The sequence below is a fragment of the Aromatoleum toluolicum genome, from assembly GCF_012911005.2.
In the GTDB taxonomy this organism is placed as follows: Bacteria; Pseudomonadota; Gammaproteobacteria; order Burkholderiales; family Rhodocyclaceae; genus Aromatoleum; species Aromatoleum toluolicum.
On the sequence record NZ_WTVS01000010.1, the window covers coordinates 84289 to 103719 of the forward strand.

The window sequence follows — 19431 nt, forward strand, 5'->3', positions numbered from 1 at the left end:
GTGCTTTGGCATGCTGTCGGGGTCGCCCCGGCATTCGAATCGAGTCTGCGGATTGGATCCCTCGACCGGCGGAACGCGTTCCGGTAGCGGAAAATCCGGTCCGTTCCAATCGGAAGCGAGCGATGACCCGCATTATATTCCCTCTCCTCTTCAGCGTAGCGACCCTTCTCGGCGCGCCCGCGCTCGCGGCACCGGCCGCCATCGCCGACGATGCCCCCGACAGCCACACCGTCGTGCGCGGCGACACCCTGTGGGGAATTTCGGGCAAGTTCCTCAAGGAACCCTGGCGCTGGCCCGAAGTGTGGCGCCTCAATCGCGACCAGATCCGCAACCCGCACCTCATCTATCCGGGCCAGATCATCGTGCTCGACCGCAGCGGCCCCTACCTGTCGATCGGCCGCCGCGTCGGCGACCAGAAGCTGCAGCCGCAGGTCTATCACGAGGACCTCAAGGACGCCGTCGCAAGCATCCCGATGCAGGACATCGAGCCCTTCCTGACCAAGCCGCTGGTCGTCGACGAGGCGCGTCTGGCCGACGCCGGCACCGTGGTCGCGACCGAGACCAGCCGCGTGTACATGGGCCCCGGCGACACGATCTTCGCCAAGAACATCAAGGAAGACCACAAGGTGTGGCAGGTGCTGCGCCCGGCCAAGCCGCTCACCGACCCGGTCACCCGCGAAGTGCTCGGCTACGAGGCCATGTATCTCGGCTCCGCCCGCGTCACCGAGAACGGCACACCGGCCACGCTCGAGATCCTCAGCGCGGTCGAGGAGATCGGCACCGGCGACCGCCTGGTCGTCACCGACAAGCCGGATATCTTCTCGTACATGCCGCACGCACCGGAACAGGAGGTCGCCGGCCGCCTGATCGGTATCTATCGTGGCGTCGCCGAAACCGGCCGCAACCACGTCGTGACGCTCAGCGTCGGCACCCGCGAAGGCATCGAGCGCGGCCACGTGCTCGCGCTGCACCGCAACCGCGGCTCGGTCGTCTACAAGGACGACGACGGCAACAAGGAAACCTACAACCTGCCCGAGAAGCGTTATGGCCTCGCCTTCGTGTTCCGCGTGTTCGACCGCGTCTCCTACGCGCTGGTGATGGAGACCGACGGCCAGGTCACGGTCGGCGACAGCGTGCGCAAGCCCTGACATCAGCGGTGGAGGACGATCTCGCCGCTTGGCTGCGGCTGACCCTCCTCCCCGGCATCGGCCCCGAACGCCAGCGCAGCCTGCTCGCAGCGTTCGGCCTGCCCGGGCAAGTGTTCGCCGCCGGGCGCAGCGCGATCGCCGCGGTGGCCGGCGCGGACACCGCCGATCTCCTCTTCGCCGCGCCCGACGAGGCGCGCCTCGCCGCAGCCCTCGCATGGGCCGCGGAACCGGGCAACCACATCCTCACCCTCGGCGACGCCGCCTATCCGCGCGGCCTGCTCGAGATTCCCGACCCGCCGGTGCTGCTGTACGTGAAGGGCGATCCGGCGCTGCTCGCCGGCACCGCGCTGGCGATCGTCGGCGCGCGCTCGGCAACGCCGGGCGGCGTCGCCAACGCCCAGGCCTTTGCCGAACATCTCGCCGGCGCGGGCCTCACGATCGTCAGCGGGCTCGCGCTCGGCATCGACGCCGCGGCCCACCGCGGCGCGCTCAACCAGGCCGACGGCAAGACCGTCGCGGTCATCGGCACCGGCGCAGACCGCGTCTATCCCGCCCGCCACCAGGCGCTCGCACGCGAAATCGCCGAGCGCGGCGTCATCGTCAGCGAACTGCCGCTCGGCACGCCCGCGCTGCCGCACAACTTCCCGCGCCGCAACCGCCTCATCGCCGGTCTCGCGCGCGGCGTGCTGGTCGTCGAGGCGGCCGTGGGCAGCGGCTCGCTGATCACCGCGCGGCTCGCGTCCGAGTGCGGGCGCGAGGTGTTCGCGATCCCCGGCTCCATCCATTCCCCGCTCGCGCGCGGCTGCCACCGCCTGATCCGTGACGGCGCCAAGCTGGTCGAGACCGCCGCCGACGTGCTCGACGAACTCGCCTGGGGCGGGACCGCAAGGCCGCCCGCGCAACCGGCCACGCGCAGCGCGGCACGGGGACGCAGGCGCGCCGCGGAGGACGCTTCACAGGCCCTGTTCCCCCCGCCTGTGCCGGATGCGGAGCTGCCGCCCGAGCAGGCCGCGGTGCTCGATGCCCTCGGCCACGACCCGCTCGATGTCGACACCCTGGCCGCACGCAGCGGCTTGACGCTCGATGCGCTCTACGCCATTCTGCTGTCACTGGAGCTCGACGGGCGGATCAGCCGACTCCCCGGCGGGCGCTTCCAGCGCCATTGACCAGACGGTGTGCCGCCATGTTCGACATCTTTGTATACCTCTTCGAGAACTACGTTCACGCCGCCGCCTGCCCCGAAATCGACCAGCTCGCGCGCAAGCTCTCGGCGGCCGGTTTCGAGGAGGATGAAATCACCGAAGCCCTCGACTGGCTGTCGGGCCTGCGTAGCATTTCCGACACCTCGCCGCTCGCGACGACGCCCGCAGCGGGTGCGTTCCGCGTGTATGCGGCCGAGGAAGAGCTGCGGCTCAGCATCGAATGCCGTGGCTTCATTGCCTTCCTCGAGAATGCCGGCGCCCTCGACGCCGGAACGCGCGAAATCATCATCGAGCGCACACTGGCGCTGAGCAGTTTCGGCGTCAGCCTCGCCCGGCTCAAGGTGATCGTGCTGATGGTGCTGTGGCAGCGCGAGCTGCCGCTCGACAGCCTGATCGTCGACGAACTGCTCGGGGAAGAGGCGGACGAAGGCGCGCTTGCGAAGCACTAGGCGCATCCGCGGCGCTTGCACCCTTGACGGCGGCCTGCTTATCATGCGCCGCTCGATCACCCCATACACGAGAACCCGCAGGGTTTTCCAAGGCGGCCAAGCGGCATGAGCAAGCAACTGATCATCGCGGAGAAACCTTCGGTCGCGCAGGACATCGCCCGCGCGCTGGGCGGTTTCACGAAGGAAAAGGACTACTTCGAGTCCGACGAGTATGTGCTCTCATCGGCCGTCGGCCACCTGCTCGAACTGGTGGTGCCCGAGGAGTTCGAGGTCAAGCGCGGCAAATGGACCTTTGCGCACCTGCCGGTGATCCCGCCGCAGTTCGCGCTAAAACCCATCGAGAAGACCGACGACCGCCTGAAGCTGCTGACGCGGCTGATCAAGCGCAAGGACGTCACCGGCCTGATCAACGCCTGTGACGCGGGGCGCGAGGGCGAGCTGATCTTCAATTTCATCGCGCAGCACGCCAAGAGCGACAAGCCGGTGCGCCGGCTGTGGCTGCAGTCGATGACCGCGACGGCGATCCGCGAGGGCTTCGCCCACCTGCGCTCGGCGCAGGAGGTCGAGGGCCTGCGCTCGGCGGCGGTGTGCCGCGCCGAGAGCGACTGGCTGATCGGCATCAACGGCACGCGCGCGATGACCGCGTTCAACTCCAAGACCGGCGGCTTCCACCTCACCACGGTCGGGCGCGTGCAGACGCCGACGCTCGCGATCGTGGTCGAGCGCGAGCAGAAGATCCGCCAGTTCAAGCCGCGCGACTACTGGGAACTGGAAGCCTCCTTCGGCTGCCAGGCCGGCAGCTACGCGGGCCGCTGGTTCGACGAGAAGTTCAAGAAGCCCGAAGGCGACGAGCACGCGACCGCCTTCCGCCTGTGGGACAAGGCGCGCGCCGAGGCAATCAAGGCGAAGTGCGACGGCAAGCCGGGCACCGTCACGGAGGAATCCAAGCCGTCGACGCAGCTCTCGCCGCTGCTGTTCGACCTCACCAGCCTGCAGCGCGAGGCCAACGGCCGCTTCGGCTTCTCGGCGCGCGTGACGCTGCAGATCGCCCAGGCGCTGTACGAAAAGCACAAGGCGCTGACCTATCCGCGTACCGATGCGCGCGCGCTGCCGGAGGACTACCTCGGCACCGTCAAGGACGTGATGCGCGCGCTGCCCGACGACTACGCGCCGTTCGCGAACGAGATCGCCAAGCAGGGCTGGGTGAAGCCCAACAAGCGCATCTTCAACAACGCGAAGATCTCCGACCACTTCGCGATCATCCCGACCGGCACCGTGCCCAAGAGCCTGTCGGAAGCCGAGCACAAGATCTACGACCTGGTCACGCGCCGCTTCCTGTCGGTGTTCTACCCGGCGGCCGAATACCGCATCACGACCCGCATCACGCGCGTCGAGAACGAGGCCTTCAAGACCGAGGGCAAGGTGCTCGTGAATCCGGGCTGGCTCGCCGTGTACGGCAAGGAGGCGGTCAAGGAAGACGAGGATGGCGGCGGCGCGCAGCTGTGCGCGGTGCAGCCGAACGAGACCGTGTCGACCGACGACATCCTCGTGAAATCGCTCGTGACCAAGCCGCCCGCACGCTACAACGAAGCGACCCTGCTGTCGGCGATGGAAGGCGCGGGCAAGATGGTCGACGACGAGGAACTGCGCGCGGCGATGGCCGAACGCGGCCTCGGCACGCCGGCGACCCGCGCGCAGATCATCGAGGGCCTGATCGCCGAGCAGTACATCCACCGCGAGGGGCGCGAACTGATCCCCAGCGCGAAAGCCTTCTCGCTGATCACGCTGCTGAAGGGCCTCGACGTGTCCGCGCTGACCTCGCCGGAACTGACCGGCGAATGGGAGCACAAGCTCGCGCAGATGGAGCGCGGCCAGCTGTCGCGCCCCGAGTTCATGCGCGAGATCGCCGAGATGGCGCGCGAGGTCGTCGAGCGCGCCAAGCGCTACGAGTCCGACACCGTGCCGGGCGACTTCGCGACGCTCGGCGCGCCGTGCCCCAAGTGCGGCAGTGTGGTGAAGGAGAACTACAAGAAGTTCGCCTGCCAGGCCTGCGACTGGAGCGCGTGGAAGATCGTCGCCGGGCGGCAGTTCGAGATCCACGAGATCGAGACGCTGCTGCGCGAGGGCAAGGTCGGACCGCTGACGGGCTTCCGCAGCAAGATGGGACGGCTCTTCAACGCCGAGATCCGCCTCAACGACGACAAGCAGCCGGAGTTCGATTTCGGCCAGCCGAAGGACGACGGCGAGGGCGCGGAGCCGGTCGATTTCTCCGGCCAGGAGCCGCTCGGCGCGTGCCCGAAGTGTGCGGCGCCGGTGTACGAGCACGGCATGGCCTACGTGTGCGCCAAGTCGGTGGGGCCGGAGAAGTCCTGCGATTTCCGCTCGGGCAAGGTGATCCTGCAGCAGCCGGTCGAGCGCGAGCAGATGACCAAGCTGCTTGCCGACGGCCGCACCGAACTGCTCAAGGGTTTCGTGTCGACGCGCACCAAGCGCAAGTTCTCGGCCTTCCTCGTGCGCGGCGCGGACGGCAAGGTGGGCTTCGAGTTCGAGCCGAAGGCACCCAAGGCCGGCGCGAAGGCCAAGGCCGGCGACGGCGCCGCCAAGGACGGCGCGGCGGCGGCCGAGACGGCCGACAAGGCCAAACCGGCAGCACGCAAGACCAGTCCGCGGGCGCGCAAGGGCGTCTGAGCCCGCCTCCGCAACGGCTCGCGCGTCAGCGCGCGACGCGGCCGAGCAGGCTGCCGCTTTCGCCGGCAGGATCGCCGACCAGCACGAAGCCGCGCAGCGCCCCTGCGCGGTCGTGGAACAGCGCCCGCACGCCGCGGGCGGTGGCCGATTCGTGCCATTCGCCGGCGACCGGGGGCGGTTCGCAGAGCGCGACGGCGCAGCACTCCAGGTTCAGGCGCCGCACGCGCGCCTTCCAGCGCATGCGCGCACCGTGTCCCGCGAGCACGTCGACAAGCACCTGCGCGCCGGCTTCGATGTCGTCGCCGAGGGCGAACACGCGCCCGTCGAATTCCGCGCAGCCGCCCAGGGCGTGAATCGCCTCGGCCGAGCTGCGCAGGGCGGCATCGACGACGATGCCCGCCGCGACGTCCAGTCCCGCCGCCCGCGCGAGCTGCACGCGCGGCCGGGTGCCCAGCGCGGCGACGACCACATCGACGGTGAGCGGCTTGCCGCCCAGCGTCGTGACGTGGAGTTCGCCCATGCCCTGGTCGATGCGCTGCACGCCGTCCTCGATGCGAATGCGCACGCCGGCGGTGACCAGCGCGTTGGCGATGCGTTCCGCACACAGGGCGGGAACGCTGCCGCCCAGCAATTTCGGGTCCGACTCCAGCAGGGTCACTTCGCAGCCGCCGCGCTTCAGACTTTCCGCCAGCTCGCAGCCGCGGATGCCGCCGCCAATGACCGCGACGCGCCCGCGCCCCGCGAGTTCGGAACGCAGATAGGCGTATTCGGCGAGGCTGCCGACAGTGAGGACGGACGCGGCGGCGCTGCCGCGCACGTTCGCCGGGCGGACCGAGTCCGCACCGGTCGCGAGCACCAGCTGCGACCAGGCCTGCTCTGGCTGCGCAGGGTTGTCGGTGCGCAGGACGCGGCTTACCGGATCGATCGCGAGCACGCGGCGGTGGGGCGTGATCGTGGCCTCGAAGCGATAGGCCATCTGCTCGGCGGTCGCGACCACCAGTTCGTCCGCGTCACGCCGGTGCGCGAGCCCTGCCGGGAGCTGGTCCTTGGAGTAGGCCGCGGCCTCGTCCGCGCCGATCAGGTGGATCTCGCGCTGGCGGTCGCGCTGGCGCAACGCGCGCAAGAGCGCGTAGCCGGCGAAGCCGGTGCCGACGATCACGAGCGGTGCATCCACGGTACTCCCCCGGGGAAGGCATGGTTTCAACCTAGCCGCCAACGCGCGGGACGGCGCGGCAATCGTTCACGCCGGCCTGCGCCGGCAGGCGTGCTTCAGGCCTACCTCAGGCAAGCTCCAGCGGCGCCACGCGGCCGATCGGGCGCACGCCGGGCAGGTCGCTCTCGAGGATGGCGGTGCGCAGGACGTCGATCGCGCCGCTGCGCGGGTAGGTGACGCGCCACGCAAGCGCGACGCGGCGCGAGGGTTCGGGGTCGGAGAAGGGACGCACCGCGACCAGCGCGTTCTGCGTCGGCAGGTCGTCGGCGGCGGTGCTGGGCAGCACCGTGACGCCGAGGCCGGTCGCGACCATGTGGCGGATCGTCTCCAGCGAGCTGCCTTCCAGCGTGCGTTGCAGGCCGCTGACGTTGCGGCAGTGCGGACACACTTCGAGCACCTGGTCGCGGAAGCAGTTGCCGGCGCCGAGCAGCAGCAGCTGGTCGTCGGCGAGCTTTTCGGGGTCGATGTGCGCGAGCGCCGTCCACGGGTGCGTCGCCGGCATCAGCACGCGGAAGGGTTCGTCATACACGGGCTGGGCGACGATGCCCGCTTCGTCGAAGGGCAGCGACAGCACGATGACGTCGAGTTCGCCGCGCTTGAGCGCCTCGAGGAGCCGCGTCGTGTAGTTCTCGTGGATGATCAGCGGCATGCGCGGTGCGAGCTTGTGCACGCGCGGGATCAGGCGCGGCAGCAGGTAGGGCGCGATGGTGTAGATCACCCCCAGGCGCAGCGGCCCGGACAGCGGATCCTTGCCGGCCGCGGCGATCTCGGGGATCTGCGCCGCTTCCATCAGCACCTTCTCGGCCTGGGCGACGATGCGCTGGCCGGTGGAGGTGATCTTGACCTCGGTCGCGCTGCGCTCGAAGAGCTGCACGCCGAGCTCGTCCTCGACCTTCTTGATCGCGACCGAAAGCGTGGGCTGGCTGACGTGGCACTTCTCGGCGGCGCGGCCGAAGTGGCGCTCGTGGGCGAGGGCGATGAGATAGCGGAGATCGGTGAGGGTCATGGGGGTGCCTGAGCAATGGCATGCGCCGAAGATGTTACTCCGCATGGGCACTTCGGGACACCTCCGGCAACCCGCGCGGTGCCGCTGCCGCTTATACTTCAATTTGTATCAATGTCCCGCCCGACGGGGCTTCAAACAATAACGAACTATGACTTTCCGCCTATCTTTGCGCGCCGTCGCCGCGGCTTCGATTGCCGCGTGCGCTTCCGTCGCGGCAGCCCAATCCGGCATCGGACCGGACGACTCACCGGATCCGCAGCTTCCGGAATCGAGCTATTTCGACTCCCTTCCGGTGGTGCTGACGGTTTCGCGCATGCCGCGACCGCAGAACGAGACGCCTGCGGCGATCACCGTGCTCGATCGCGAGACGATCCGCGCGACCGGCTACCGCAGCCTGGATCGCCTGCTGCGCCTCGTGCCGGGCATGCTGGTCGCGAAGGAACGCGGCAGCGAGCAGTGGGTCAGCTATCACGGCCCGAACCGCGATACCCCGCAGGAGCTGCAGATCCTCATCGACGGCCGCTCGGTGAGCGCGTCGTATTTCGGCAGCTTCGGGCGCAATTCCTTCCCGCTGGCGATCGAGGACATCGAGCGCATCGAGGTCGTGCGTGGCACCGACGCGGCCTCGTACGGCACGAATGCCTTCATGGGCGTGGTGAACATCATCACGCGCCACACCGCCGAGGAGCGCGGCGCGACGGTCTCGGTCGCGGGCGGCACGGGCGAGTATTCGGAGGTCAGCGGCCGCGTCGTCACGCGCTCGGGTCCGCTGGGCCTGCGCATCACCGCGCAGCACCTGCGCGACGAGGGGGTGCACGACCTGAACGACAGTCGCAACCGCCACCGCGTGAGCCTGCGCAGCGATCTGCAGCTGGGCGAGCACGACGAGCTGACCCTGCTCGCCGGCCTCACCGACATCGAGCGCGGAACGGGCTACGCGAACACACCGTTCAATTCCCATCCCGAGCGCGACATGGACACGCGCGAGCACTTCGGCCACCTGCGCTGGCGTCATGCCGCCAGCCCGGACGAGGAGTTCCTGCTGTCCGGCTACTACGCCTACGAGCGTACGCGCAACGAGTGGGCGGTCAACACCGGGCCGCTCCAGGCGATCCTCGGCCCCGCCACGATTCCGGTGAACGACAGCTTCACGACGCGGCGGCAGAACCTCGAATTCCAGCACAACGTCTCGCCCCGACAGGGCCTGAGGCTGAGCTGGGGGGCGGAGTGGCGGCGCGACCGCGTCCATGCGCCGTTCATTTTCTTCGGCCGCTCCGACCCGACCGAGGAAAGCCACCGGCTGTTCGCGAACGTCGAATGGCGGGCGGCGCCGCAGTGGCAGTGGAACTTCGGTGCGATGGCGGAGCGCTTCCAGCACGACCGTACCCGCCTGTCGCCGCGCGTGTTCCTCAACTGGCTGCCGGACGAATCGACGACCTGGCGCGCCGGTTACGCGCGTGCGTGGCGCAATCCGGGAGTCTTCGGCCGCTACAGCGACGTGCGCATCTTCCATCCGACGCTCGGCCTCCTGCTGCAGCATCGCTTCATCCCCAATACGGACATCGACCCGGCGCGCCTCGACAGCTTCGAGATCGGATATGCGCGCCGCTTCCCGGGCCTGCACGGCAGCCTCGACGTGCGCGTGTTCCACGAACGCATCCACGACCAGATCGTGCGCGAGCAAGCCGACGTTCCGATCGAGAATCCGTTCCAGGGACTCGTACAGCGCCTCCTGCCGCCGTCGCAGTGGGCAAACGGGCATGGTACGGTGCGCATCGAAGGCGTCGAGACGCAGTTCGACTTCAGTCCCTGGCGCGACGGCACGCTGCTGCTGCGCCACACGCTGATGCGCGCGCGCGCGGAGGATGCGGGCACCGAAGACAGTGTCGTGCCGTATTCGGCGAGCATCACCTGGATGCAGCACATGGGCGCGTGGCAGAGCGCGCTGACGTTGCTGCGCGTCGGGCCGGTGCGCGCCGGCAACGGCTTCTCGCCGACCTATCGCTACACCGTGCCGGACTACACGACGCTGGACGCGAGCATCGCGCGCGAGTTCCGCCTCGATGGCGGACAGGCGCTCGAAGTGCGGCTGACGGGGCTCAACCTGCTCGGGCGCCACCAGGAGCTGGCGAATTTCCCGGTGCAGCAGGCCTCCGGCGACGACGACCCGGTCAATCGTCTCGAACCGATCGTGATGTTGAGCGTCTCGGCGAACTTCTGACGCATTTGGCTACACGCCGGACTTGAGTCCGGCGCGCTTCGCCCCCAATCTGTGTTGCATGCTGCGGCCGGGAACACCGGTGGCCGCTGTGCGTCTACGCGACGGATTGATGACAACTCAGGGGAAAAGCACAACATGCGCAAGACGATTCTTGTCACCGCCCTGGCGATGGGCCTCGGCTCCGCCTTCATCGATGGCCTCGCGGTGCCCGCGGCGCTCGCCGCGGGCCCGGTACCGACGGCACAGGCGGCCCAGCTCAACCGCTTCGGCCTGCCCGATTTCGGCGATCTGGTCGAGCAGGTCGGCCCCGCGGTCGTGAACATCGCCGTGACGCAGAAGGAAAAGACGCGCCCGATGGGCGAGGACGCCCAGGGTCTGTCGCCCGACGACCCGTTCTACGACTTCCTGCGCCGCTTCGGCGTGCCGACGCCGGGCATGCCCGGCCAGCCGGGGCACGGCAACCGCGGGCCGCGCGCGCAGCGCGGCGTGGGCTCGGGTTTCATCGTCAGCAGCGACGGCTACGTGCTCACCAATGCGCATGTCGTCGGCGAGGGCGAGTCGGAAGTCACCATCAAGCTGATCGACAAGCGCGAGTTCAAGGCCAAGGTGGTGGGCACCGACAAGCGCACCGACATCGCGCTGCTGAAGATCGACGCCACCGGGCTGCCGACCGTGCGCACCGGCGATGCGGAACGCTCCCGCGTCGGCGAATGGGTCGTGGCCGTGGGCTCGCCCTTCGGCTTCGACAACACGGTGACGGCCGGCATCATCTCGGCGAAGGCGCGCCGCCTGCCGGACGAGAACTACGTGCCCTTCATCCAGACCGACGTCGCGATCAACCCCGGCAACTCGGGCGGGCCGCTGTTCAACCTCGCCGGCGAGGTGATCGGCATCAACTCGCAGATCTACTCGCGCTCGGGTGGTTTCATGGGCATCTCGTTCGCGATCCCGATCGACGTCGCGCTCAAGGTCAAGGACCAGATCGTCAAGTACGGCCGCGTCCAGCGCGGCAAGCTGGGCGTGACGATCCAGGGGCTGGACAAGGAGCTGGCGCAGTCCTTCGGCCTCGCCGAGCCGCGCGGCGCGCTGATCGCGAGCGTGGAGCCCGACAGCGCCGGCGACAAGGCGGGCCTGAAGCCAGGCGACGTGGTGCTGGGTGTCGACGGCACGAACGTCGGCGAGTCGGGCGATCTGCCGCGCATCATCGGCGACAAGCGCCCCGGCACGAGCATCAAGCTGGAGATCTGGCGCGAGGGCAAGAGCCGCACGGTGAACGCGACGCTGGGCGAGATGAACCCCGAGACCCTGGCCGAGGTGCCGAGCGGCGGGGGCGACGGCAAGCGCGGCGAGGATGCCGGCGGCAAGCTGGGCCTGGCCGGCCGGGCGCTCACGACAGAGGAGGCGGCGCAGCTCGGCGTGCGCGGCGGCCTGCTGGTCGAGCGCGTGAATGGGCCGGCGGCCCAGGCGGGCCTGCAGCAGGGCGACATCGTGCTGGCCGTGAACAACCAGCCGGTGACCACGGTGCAGGCCTTCCGCCAGATGATGGAGAAGGTCGGCAACCGCTTCGCGCTGCTCGTGCAGCGCGGCGGCACGCGCATCTTCGTGCCGATCCGCACCGGCAGCTGAGCGCCGCGCAAGTCCGTGCCATCCCGCACGCGCCGCGGCGGCGGACCCTCAGTCCGCCGGCCGCGGCCGGCTTGCGCATCCGGCCTGTGTGACCTGGGTCACACGCGCCTTCGCCGTGGAATAAATCCCGATAGACTGCTGTTCATATTCGCGCAGGATCATCGCGTGCCGGTGCACCTGTGCCCGGCCGCCGCTTACGCGGTTTTTTCCAACCACCTGAAACGAGAGAACGAACAATGAAGAAACTCCTCACCCATGCCGCCGCCGGCCTCCTCGCCCTGTCCCTCGCCGGCCTCGCCTCGGCGCAGATGAAGCCCGAGGACGCGATCAAGTTCCGCCAGTCCGGCTACACCTTCATGGCGTGGAACATGGGCAAGATCAAGGCGCAGGCCGTCGATGGCACGACGCCGTTCAACAAGGACCAGGTCGCTGCGGCCGCCAACGCCATCGCCGCGGTTGCGAACTCGGGGATGGGCGCCCTGTACCTGCCGGGCACCGACAAGGGCAAGGGCTGGAAGGACACGCGCGTGAAGCCGGAGCTCTTCACCGACAAGGAGGAAGTCGGCAAGATCGCAAAGAACTTCGTCGAGCAGGCCAACAAGCTGCAGCAGGTAGCGCTGGCCGGCGACCAGGCCGCGATCAAGACCCAGTTCGGCGAGATGGGCAAGGCGTGCAAGGCCTGTCACGACAAGTTCCGCATCGAGGAGTAAATCCTCGGCGGATGTATGTGAAGGCCGGTCGACCGCTTTGTTCCTCCCCCTTCAAGGGGGAGGTTAGGAGGGAGATGGGTTTCTGTCGCGGCTGCATAACCCATCCCCACCCCAGCCCGGGAGTCTCCGCTTCGCTCCGCCGTTCCGCAGGCGCGGAGCAGTGCTCCACGAAACCCCTGCTCCACCCCCTTGAAGGGGAGGGAGCGACTGTGCAGCACTCACGGTTCAGGCCGGCTGTGCCGCCGGGCGCAGCACCGGCGCCTCGCGGATCGGCAGATTGACGACGGCAGCCATCGCGGCGAGCGCCATGTCCGCATACCACATCCACGAGAAGTCGCCGAAGCGCGTGATCGCGATGCCGCCCAGCCACGCGCCGAGGAACCCGCCGATCTGGTGCGACAGCAGCGTCAGCCCGAACAGCGTGCCGAGGTAGCGGATGCCGAACAGCTTGCCAACGATGGCCGCGGTCGGCGGCACGGTCGCGAGCCAGGTGAAGCCGAGGCCGGCGGCGAAGAGGTAGAAGGTCAGCGCGGTCTTCGGCGCCATCAGGTAGATCGCGACGAGCAGCGCGCGCGAGGCGTACATCGCCGCAAGGATGTGCTTGCTGCGGTAGCGCGACACCGAGGCGCCGGCGTACAGGCTGCCGACGATGTTCGACAGGCCGATGATCGCCAGCGACCAGCTCGCGACCGTCGGCGGCAGGCCGCACAGGTCGACTTCGCCGGGAAGGTGGGTGACGAGGAAGGCGATGTGGAAGCCGCAGGTGAAGAAGCCGGCGTGCAGCAGCAGGTAGCTGCGGTCGCCCATCGCCTGGCGCACGGTGCGCCACAGGCCGGCATCCTCGTGCGCGGCGTGGTGGTGCGTGGCGTGCTTGGGATCGACGAGCACGCGCACGAGCGGCAGCGCGGCGAGCGTCATCAGTGCGAGCGACCACATCGCGCCCATCCAGCCGATGCTCTGGATCAGCTTCTGCAGCACCGGCGCAAACACGAACTGGCCGAAGGAGCCGCCGGCGTTGATGACGCCGGAGGCGGTGCCGCGCGCCTCGACCGGCAGGCGCTGCGCCGCGGCGCCGATCAGCACCGAGAAGCTGCCCGCGCCCGAGCCCATCGCCGACAGCAACCCCAGCGACACCACCAGCCCGAAGCCCGAACCCATGAAGGGGGTCAGCGCGCTGCCGAACGCGAGCACGAGGAGGCCCGCGACGAGCACCTTCGCGGCGCCATAGCGGTCCGCGAAGGCGCCGGCGACGGGCTGGATCGCGCCCCACATGAACTGGCCGACGGCGAGCGCGAAGCTGATGGTGGCGATGCCCAGGCCGGTCGAGCTGTTGAGCGGCGACACGAACAGGCCCAGCGACTGGCGCGCGCCCATCGTCACCATCAGGATGCCGGCGGCCGAGAGGGTGACGATCAGCGCGGCGCGGCTGTTGAGGGATCGCAGCATGCTTGTCTTCTTTCTTTGTCGTTATGGTCGGGGTTGGGTCAGGGGGGGCACTTGCCGGCTACTTCTTGCGCACGAACAGCGTGTGCAGACTGCGGCCGAGCGCGCCATCGAGGTCGAACACGGCGGTCGTCACGGTGCCGATGCCGCCCGTGTCGATGATGGTGCGCGCGGACATGCCGAACCATTCGCCCGTCGGATGGCGGTGCATGTTGATCGTCAGGTCGACCGGCACGAAGGTCCAGTGGCGGATGTCGAGCTCGGCGCTGATGCCGTTGGCCGAGTCGAGGATCAGCAGCAGCGCCTCAATGCCGTCGGTCGGCTGGCCGGCGACGAGCGGGATGCGCGGGCGCGCCCACACCGTCGCCGGGCCGGGCTCGATGAAGCTGCCGTCGGCGAAGCGCCATTCGAGCGCATCGGCGTAGGGGAAGTAGTCGACGCCGTGGAAGAACACCTGCGCCTGCGCCTCGGGCAGCGGCGGCACCGCGAAGGGGTCCGCGACGGCGGCGGCGCTCTCGGGCTTGCGCTCGACGCGCCAGGCGTGGGCGAGCAGGACGGGCTTGCCGCGCACGAGCATCTCGCCCTGGATCAGCTCGATGCGCCGACCCGGACGCAGCACGCGCACGCGCAGCTCGCACGGCTCGACCGGCACCGGGCCGAGGATCTCGAAGGTGATGCGTGCGATGTCCAGCCCGAATTCGGACGGGAAGCGGCGCAGCGCCTGCGCGAGCAGCGCGATCGGCGGACCGCCGTGCTGGCTGTCGACCGACCACGGGCCGATCGTGGCCTCGGTGGGCTGGTAGCTGTCGTCGCCGAGCGGCAGGAAGAAGGCCTCGGGAAGCGCGATGCTCGTGTGCATGTTCAGTACCCTAGCGTATGTGACCGGAAATTTAACCGGCTATTGCGGAAACAAAAAGCCGATAATCATTGCTACTACGTCAACGATACATTGACGAATGAGATTTACAGCTGAGATTGACACATGAGCTGGCTCGCAAGCTGGGAAACCTTCGTGAAAGTCGTCGAGAGCGGCAGCATGGCCGCCGCCGCGCGGCGCCTGGACTGCACGCGCGCGCAGGTCAGCAAGCAGATCGGCGAGCTCGAGCGGCGTTTCGGCGTGCGCCTGTTCGACCGCTCGACGCGCAAGCTCTTCCTGACGCCATCCGGCGAAGTGTTCTACCAGCACGCGCTGCGTGCGCTCGAATCGGTGGAGCTGACCGAGGTCGCCGTGCGCAACCTCGGCGACGTGCCGAGCGGGCTGCTGCGCATCAGCGCGAGCGTGGTGTTCGGCCGCATCTGGCTGACGCCGCTGCTGCCGCGGCTGACCGCCCGCTATCCCGAGCTCGAGTGCGAGCTGATCCTCACCAACACGCTGATCGACCTCGCCGAGGACCGCATCGATCTCGCGCTGCGCTTCTGCAAGACGCCTCCCGAGGACGTCGTCGCCAAGCGCATCTTCACGATGGAAACGGTGATCTGCGCTGCGCCCGCCTACCTCGCCCGGCACGGCGCGCCGCGGCAGCCGCGCGAGCTCGTCGATCACCAGTGCTTCAGCTTCCTGCTGTCGGACAACCGCATCTGGCACCTGCTCGACCATACGGGCGCGGAAGTCGCGATCCCGGTGCGCGGCCGCATCCAGTTCAACGAGCCCGCGAGCATCCTCGATGCGACGCTGGCCGGGCATGGACTGGCGATCCTGCCGACCTATCTGTGCTGCAAGGAGCTGGCCGACGGGCGGCTGGTGCGCGTGCTGACCGATTACACGCCGCGCATCGACTTCGGCCGCCACCTGTACGCGTGCTACATGCCCAGCCGGGCGCGCCTGCCCAAGGTGAAGGTGCTGCTGGACGAGCTGGAGGCGCTGCTGAAGCCGGTGCCGCCGTGGGGGAGGCTCAGCGGCTGACGGCGGCCTCCGCCGGCTCGCCGCCCTTCGCTGCGTGGGCGAGACCTTCGAGCACCCACACGCCGAGCAGGCCGCCGCGCGTGGCGACGATCTTCCCGTCGCGATCGACGGCGTAGGCGAGCGGGTTGTCGAGCAGGATGCGCAAGGTTAATGGATCGAGGCGGTTCTCGTCCGTGACGACGGACAGGGTGAGGCCGCGCTGCGCGAGCATGGCGCGCGCGTCGTCATACACGCCGGCCGGAACGACGGTGCGGACCGCGACGCCGTCCTTCGCGGCCATCGCGACGAAACGCTCGATCTCGGCAAGCGACTTGCGACAGGCCATGCATCCGGGGGTCCACAGCACGACCACCGCCGGGCTGCCGGCGGCAAGCTGCACGGCGACCGGTGCGGCGGACAGGGCGGCGAGGTCGGCAGCGCGCGCCGGCATGCCCGCGACGAGGGCGAGCGCCAGCGCCGGCCACGCCAGCCGGCGCGCCCACGCACGCATGCCGACGCCGATTCCCGCAGCGATCCCCACTCCCCCCCGTCCGTTCATGTCACTCGCTCCATCACCATCCGCGTGCCTCGCACGTTCGAAAAGGATCGCCCGCCACGCCGCGGCGCTCATTGACGGGCGTCAAGCACCGCTCGCTGCGGCGGCTTTGACGCCGTCGGGCGCAGGGCTAAGATTCCATGCTTTGCGTTCCCGTACCGCCATGAAGCCCGCCCAGCATCCCACCGCCCTGCGCACCGCACAACTCCTGAATGAAGCCGGCATCGACACGCGTGTCGTCGAGTTCGAGCAGCCGACGCGCACCAGCGCGGAGGCGGCAGCGGCAATCGGCTGCACGGTCGCCGAGATCGCGAAGTCCATCGTCTTCCGCGGCAAGGACAGCGGGCAGGCAGTCGTGGTCGTCGCGAGCGGGGACAACCGCGTCAGCGAGGCGAAGGTCGCGGCCCGGGTCGGCGAAGGGCTCGCACGTGCCGACGCGGATTTCGTGCGCAGCGCGACCGGCTACGCGATCGGCGGTGTCGCGCCCCTCGGCCATGCCCAGCCAGCGAAGCTGCTGCTGGACGAGGACCTGCAGCGCTTCGACACCGTGTGGGCGGCCGCGGGCACGCCATTCTCGGTGTTCCCGCTCAGTCCGGCGCAGCTGCAGGCGCTGACCGGCGCCGCCTGGAGCGACGTGCGGCAGTAAGGCCGCGCTACCATGCGGGCGTCGTCGCGGCCGGCACGGGAGCGGGGGGCGGCAGCAGGCCGCCGGACACCGCCCACACCGCAAACCCGGCGATCGCGAGCGCGACGACCAGCGCGACCGGGCCACCGCCGCGCGCGGCCGGAATCGCCGGGTCGTCCACCGCCTTGATGCCCGTGATCATCGGCCGGATGAGGTTGTCCTTCTTTACGTGCGTGTGCCACATCACCGCGGCCACGTGCAGGCCGACCAGGCCGTACACAATCCATTCGGCCTGACGGTGCAGGCCGCTGATCCAGCCCGACAGTTCGCTCGACACCGCGTGGTAGAGCGGGCCGTAGAAGGCGATGTCGTCGTTGGCGAAGGCGCCCGCGAGCGCCTGCCCGGCCATCAGCGACAGCAATGCGACCGTCGACAGCGCCCCCAGCGGGTTGTGCCCGACGCCGCGCCAGTGTCCGCGCAGGTAGGCGCGGATTTCCGCGGGGGTGGGGAGGAACTGCGCAAAGCGCGCATAGGTCGAGCCGACCACGCCCCACACGATGCGGAACACGACGACGCCGAAGATCGCCAGGCCGATGCGGCCGTGCCATTCCATCGCGTTGCCGCCGATCTTCACGCTGACGATCGCGCTCGCGACCAGCGCCACGAGCAGCCAGTGTGCGAGGCGGGTGGGGAGATCCCACAGCAGGATGGGGTGCTTCATACCTTGCTTCCTTTCTTTGCATTTCCCTTCGCGGCAGGCACCGGTGCGACCGCCGCGCCACCTTCCCCGTAAACAGCGTGGGACGCAAGAAATTCCCCAGGGATGCGCGCGATGTGCGAGCGGACCGCTTTTTTGTTGACCCTGCTCAAATTGCGCGCAAGTAGACCGGCCTACGCCACGCGCATTTCCTATAAGTTTTATATACGCTCCCGCGGCGGGCTCGCTCCGCCGGCGGGGTTTGTCGTCTTTGCGCAATGCCGGCAGCGGATGAAGGATCGGACCATGCGACAGAACCTCTACCTGAAGGCATGCCGGATGCAGCGCCGGGCAGGCGCCGCGATCGCCGGCCTGATGCTGATCCTCGGACTGAGCGGGCCTGCCGCCGCGGCCCCGACCGAGCCCGTAGTGCAGTGGACCGCAGGCGGCCTGTCCGCCGGCACCGACAGCGCCGGCCAGGCGGCCCGCGTCGCGACCGACGCCTGGGGCAACGTCGCGGTGCTGTCCGGCCCCAGCGGCCGCGATCTCGCGCTCACGAGCTATACCCAAAACGGCATCCTGCGCTGGCGCAGCACCCTCAGCCCGGCCTCGGGCACTTTCGTCGGCGACTGGGTGGTCGCGGCGCCGAACGGCGACTTCCTGGCAGTCGGTCACAACGTGACTAGCAGCGGCAATCCGATCCAGATCACGCTCGCCCGATTCGATGCCAATGGTGCGCTGCTGTGGCGGAAGGAGCCGTCGGTTGGCTTTTTCCCGTCGGTCGGGCGGATCGTCGTCGACGTGGACGGCAACGCCTACCTCGCGGCATCAGGACGCGGCACCGGTCGATTCGTGCGGAAGTACAGTCCCACCGGCGAGCTGCTGTGGTCGCAACTGGATGCGAGTGCCGGTGGGTTCGTGATCGCCGCCTCGCTGGCACTGAGTCCGGACGGCAGCGACGTCGTCGTGACCGGCGGCGTCTCGGGTGGCGCGGTGTGGAACACCGCTGTGCATGACGCCGCCACCGGGCTGCAAAAGTGGCAGGCGACGGCGGCGGAAGGTTTGGGCTCGCTGGACGTCGTCGTCGATGCGACGCGCGTGTACGTGACCGGGCAGGGCGCCACGGGTGGCGGGACGCCCGCGCTGGCTTACTACCTCAGCGTCGTGGCCTACGACCGGGCGACCGGAAAGCGCCTGTGGCGGACCGACAGGAAACCCGCAGACAGTTCGGGCGCAGCCGGTTTGCGGATGAGCCTGGCGCCGGACGGCAGCCTGGCCGTCACGGGGCAGGCCAACCGCGGATTCCTCGACTGGTACACGGTGGCACTGGAAAAGACGGGCGCCGTGCGCTGGGAGGCGGTCCGCGATGGCGGATTGAATACCGATGAAATCCCGCGCGTGGTGCTGGTCCTGCCGGACGGCACGACCGTCGTCAGCGGCCCCGGCGGGCCCAACCTCCCCGGCGGCTACATCCCCGGCGTCACCACCGGCTACAGCTCGGGCGGCGCGCGCCTGTGGGAAGCCTTTTCGGCGATGGCGACCACATGGGCGACGGCCCTGCCGAACGGCGACGTCTGTGCCGTCGGCGGCTACGACGCGTTGATCACCTGCTGGTCGGTGCCGCCGAACGACGCGACCGAGCCTCCGCCGCCACCTCCACCGCCCCCGCTGCTCGCTCCGACCGCCCCGACGAACCTCGCGGCGAGTTCGAGCGTGCGCCGCCGGATCGATCTCGGCTGGACCAACACGGCGACCAACGCGACCTCGATCACGGTCGAACGCTGCCTGGGAGGCGGCTGCACGAATTTCGCGGGCGTCTCCGTGCTCGCGCCGACGGTCAGTCGGTGGACCGACGCGAGCGTGAAATCGAGATCGACCTATTCCTACCGGCTCCGGGCGTCCAACAGCGCCGGGACTTCCCCGTATTCGAGCACCGCGACGGCAACGGCGCGCTGAACGCGTCGC

Annotated in this window: 17 protein-coding genes; 10 read left to right on the plus strand and 7 right to left on the minus strand. The window is 69.2% G+C overall.

Translation table 11 applies throughout. From position 1 onward, the window contains the following. The first annotated feature begins 122 nt into the window (after positions 1 to 122). The 4 genes from GPA27_RS06795 (at position 123) to GPA27_RS06810 (ending at position 5487) form a co-directional block, all read left to right on the plus strand. Positions 123 to 1148, plus strand: coding sequence for a LysM peptidoglycan-binding domain-containing protein (locus tag GPA27_RS06795; RefSeq protein ID WP_169138833.1), 1026 nt, complete (start codon positions 123 to 125; stop codon positions 1146 to 1148). An 8-nt stretch (positions 1149 to 1156) separates the two neighbouring features. Next, positions 1157 to 2314, plus strand: a complete 1158-nt coding sequence (gene dprA, locus GPA27_RS06800; RefSeq protein WP_256222822.1) for a DNA-processing protein DprA — start codon at positions 1157 to 1159, stop codon at positions 2312 to 2314. Between the two features lie 17 nt (positions 2315 to 2331). Next, on the plus strand, positions 2332 to 2799 hold the full coding sequence (locus tag GPA27_RS06805; RefSeq protein WP_169138835.1) for a Smg family protein: 468 nt from the start codon (positions 2332 to 2334) through the stop codon (positions 2797 to 2799). 105 nt (positions 2800 to 2904) lie between these two features. Further along, on the plus strand, positions 2905 to 5487 hold the full coding sequence (locus GPA27_RS06810; RefSeq protein ID WP_169138837.1) for a DNA topoisomerase III: 2583 nt from the start codon (positions 2905 to 2907) through the stop codon (positions 5485 to 5487). 25 nt (positions 5488 to 5512) lie between these two features. Here the strand turns inward: GPA27_RS06810 and GPA27_RS06815 are convergent, their stop codons facing one another. Further along, positions 5513 to 6661 (minus strand): FAD-dependent oxidoreductase, encoded by a 1149-nt coding sequence (locus GPA27_RS06815; RefSeq protein WP_169138839.1) that lies wholly within the window; start codon positions 6659 to 6661, stop codon positions 5513 to 5515. Positions 6662 to 6767: 106 nt separating this feature from the next. Beyond that, entirely contained in the window at positions 6768 to 7706 is a 939-nt protein-coding gene (locus GPA27_RS06820) for a hydrogen peroxide-inducible genes activator (protein WP_169138841.1), read from the minus strand. Positions 7707 to 7854: 148 nt separating this feature from the next. Between GPA27_RS06820 and GPA27_RS06825 the strand changes: the two genes are divergently transcribed. Beyond that, complete coding sequence (locus tag GPA27_RS06825) at positions 7855 to 9927, plus strand: TonB-dependent receptor plug domain-containing protein (protein ID WP_169138843.1); 2073 nt, start codon at positions 7855 to 7857, stop codon at positions 9925 to 9927. 135 nt (positions 9928 to 10062) lie between these two features. Beyond that, positions 10063 to 11553, plus strand: a complete 1491-nt coding sequence (locus tag GPA27_RS06830) for a DegQ family serine endoprotease (RefSeq protein ID WP_169138845.1) — start codon at positions 10063 to 10065, stop codon at positions 11551 to 11553. A gap of 48 nt (positions 11554 to 11601) precedes the next feature. On the opposite strand, the gene GPA27_RS06835 is transcribed toward GPA27_RS06830, so the two are convergent. Continuing rightward, positions 11602 to 11790: a hypothetical protein gene (locus GPA27_RS06835; RefSeq protein WP_169138847.1), complete on the minus strand. Its 189-nt coding sequence runs from the start codon at positions 11788 to 11790 to the stop codon at positions 11602 to 11604. Between GPA27_RS06835 and GPA27_RS06840 the strand changes: the two genes are divergently transcribed. Next, the gene (locus GPA27_RS06840) at positions 11790 to 12263 is read left to right on the plus strand and encodes a c-type cytochrome (protein WP_169138849.1); all 474 of its coding nucleotides are present in this window, start codon (positions 11790 to 11792) and stop codon (positions 12261 to 12263) included. The genes GPA27_RS06835 and GPA27_RS06840 overlap by 1 nt on opposite strands. Positions 12264 to 12488: 225 nt before the next feature. Here the strand turns inward: GPA27_RS06840 and GPA27_RS06845 are convergent, their stop codons facing one another. Both GPA27_RS06845 and GPA27_RS06850 read right to left on the minus strand, forming a co-directional pair. Further along, positions 12489 to 13709, minus strand: a complete 1221-nt coding sequence (locus tag GPA27_RS06845; RefSeq protein WP_169138851.1) for an MFS transporter — start codon at positions 13707 to 13709, stop codon at positions 12489 to 12491. 58 nt (positions 13710 to 13767) lie between these two features. Next, on the minus strand, positions 13768 to 14565 hold the full coding sequence (locus GPA27_RS06850; RefSeq protein ID WP_246260977.1) for a thioesterase family protein: 798 nt from the start codon (positions 14563 to 14565) through the stop codon (positions 13768 to 13770). A 123-nt stretch (positions 14566 to 14688) separates the two neighbouring features. Between GPA27_RS06850 and GPA27_RS06855 the strand changes: the two genes are divergently transcribed. Continuing rightward, positions 14689 to 15609, plus strand: a complete 921-nt coding sequence (locus GPA27_RS06855) for a LysR family transcriptional regulator (protein ID WP_169138853.1) — start codon at positions 14689 to 14691, stop codon at positions 15607 to 15609. Here the strand turns inward: GPA27_RS06855 and GPA27_RS06860 are convergent. Continuing rightward, positions 15599 to 16147: a thioredoxin domain-containing protein gene (locus GPA27_RS06860; RefSeq protein ID WP_169138855.1), complete on the minus strand. Its 549-nt coding sequence runs from the start codon at positions 16145 to 16147 to the stop codon at positions 15599 to 15601. The genes GPA27_RS06855 and GPA27_RS06860 overlap by 11 nt on opposite strands. Positions 16148 to 16307: 160 nt before the next feature. On the opposite strand from GPA27_RS06860, the gene GPA27_RS06865 reads away from it, so the two are divergent. Beyond that, the gene (locus GPA27_RS06865) at positions 16308 to 16790 is read left to right on the plus strand and encodes a YbaK/EbsC family protein (protein ID WP_169138857.1); all 483 of its coding nucleotides are present in this window, start codon (positions 16308 to 16310) and stop codon (positions 16788 to 16790) included. A 7-nt stretch (positions 16791 to 16797) separates the two neighbouring features. Here GPA27_RS06865 and GPA27_RS06870 read toward each other — a convergent pair whose 3' ends face one another. Continuing rightward, positions 16798 to 17490, minus strand: coding sequence for a cytochrome b/b6 domain-containing protein (locus GPA27_RS06870; protein WP_169138859.1), 693 nt, complete (start codon positions 17488 to 17490; stop codon positions 16798 to 16800). Between the two features lie 282 nt (positions 17491 to 17772). Between GPA27_RS06870 and GPA27_RS06875 the strand changes: the two genes are divergently transcribed. Beyond that, positions 17773 to 19422: an outer membrane protein assembly factor BamB family protein gene (locus GPA27_RS06875; protein ID WP_169138861.1), complete on the plus strand. Its 1650-nt coding sequence runs from the start codon at positions 17773 to 17775 to the stop codon at positions 19420 to 19422. Positions 19423 to 19431 lie beyond the last annotated feature (9 nt).

Coding starts and splice junctions, on each gene's coding strand:
- GPA27_RS06795 (WP_169138833.1), top strand. CDS start 123: ATGACCCGCATTATATTCCCTCTCCTCTTCAGCGTAGCGACCCTTCTC.
- GPA27_RS06805 (WP_169138835.1), top strand. CDS start 2,332: ATGTTCGACATCTTTGTATACCTCTTCGAGAACTACGTTCACGCCGCC.
- GPA27_RS06810 (WP_169138837.1), top strand. CDS start 2,905: ATGAGCAAGCAACTGATCATCGCGGAGAAACCTTCGGTCGCGCAGGAC.
- GPA27_RS06820 (WP_169138841.1), bottom strand. CDS start 7,706: ATGACCCTCACCGATCTCCGCTATCTCATCGCCCTCGCCCACGAGCGC.
- GPA27_RS06825 (WP_169138843.1), top strand. CDS start 7,855: ATGACTTTCCGCCTATCTTTGCGCGCCGTCGCCGCGGCTTCGATTGCC.
- GPA27_RS06830 (WP_169138845.1), top strand. CDS start 10,063: ATGCGCAAGACGATTCTTGTCACCGCCCTGGCGATGGGCCTCGGCTCC.
- GPA27_RS06840 (WP_169138849.1), top strand. CDS start 11,790: ATGAAGAAACTCCTCACCCATGCCGCCGCCGGCCTCCTCGCCCTGTCC.
- GPA27_RS06845 (WP_169138851.1), bottom strand. CDS start 13,709: ATGCTGCGATCCCTCAACAGCCGCGCCGCGCTGATCGTCACCCTCTCG.
- GPA27_RS06850 (WP_246260977.1), bottom strand. CDS start 14,565: ATGCACACGAGCATCGCGCTTCCCGAGGCCTTCTTCCTGCCGCTCGGC.
- GPA27_RS06855 (WP_169138853.1), top strand. CDS start 14,689: ATGAGCTGGCTCGCAAGCTGGGAAACCTTCGTGAAAGTCGTCGAGAGC.
- GPA27_RS06860 (WP_169138855.1), bottom strand. CDS start 16,147: ATGAACGGACGGGGGGGAGTGGGGATCGCTGCGGGAATCGGCGTCGGC.
- GPA27_RS06865 (WP_169138857.1), top strand. CDS start 16,308: ATGAAGCCCGCCCAGCATCCCACCGCCCTGCGCACCGCACAACTCCTG.
- GPA27_RS06870 (WP_169138859.1), bottom strand. CDS start 17,490: ATGAAGCACCCCATCCTGCTGTGGGATCTCCCCACCCGCCTCGCACAC.
- GPA27_RS06875 (WP_169138861.1), top strand. CDS start 17,773: ATGCGACAGAACCTCTACCTGAAGGCATGCCGGATGCAGCGCCGGGCA.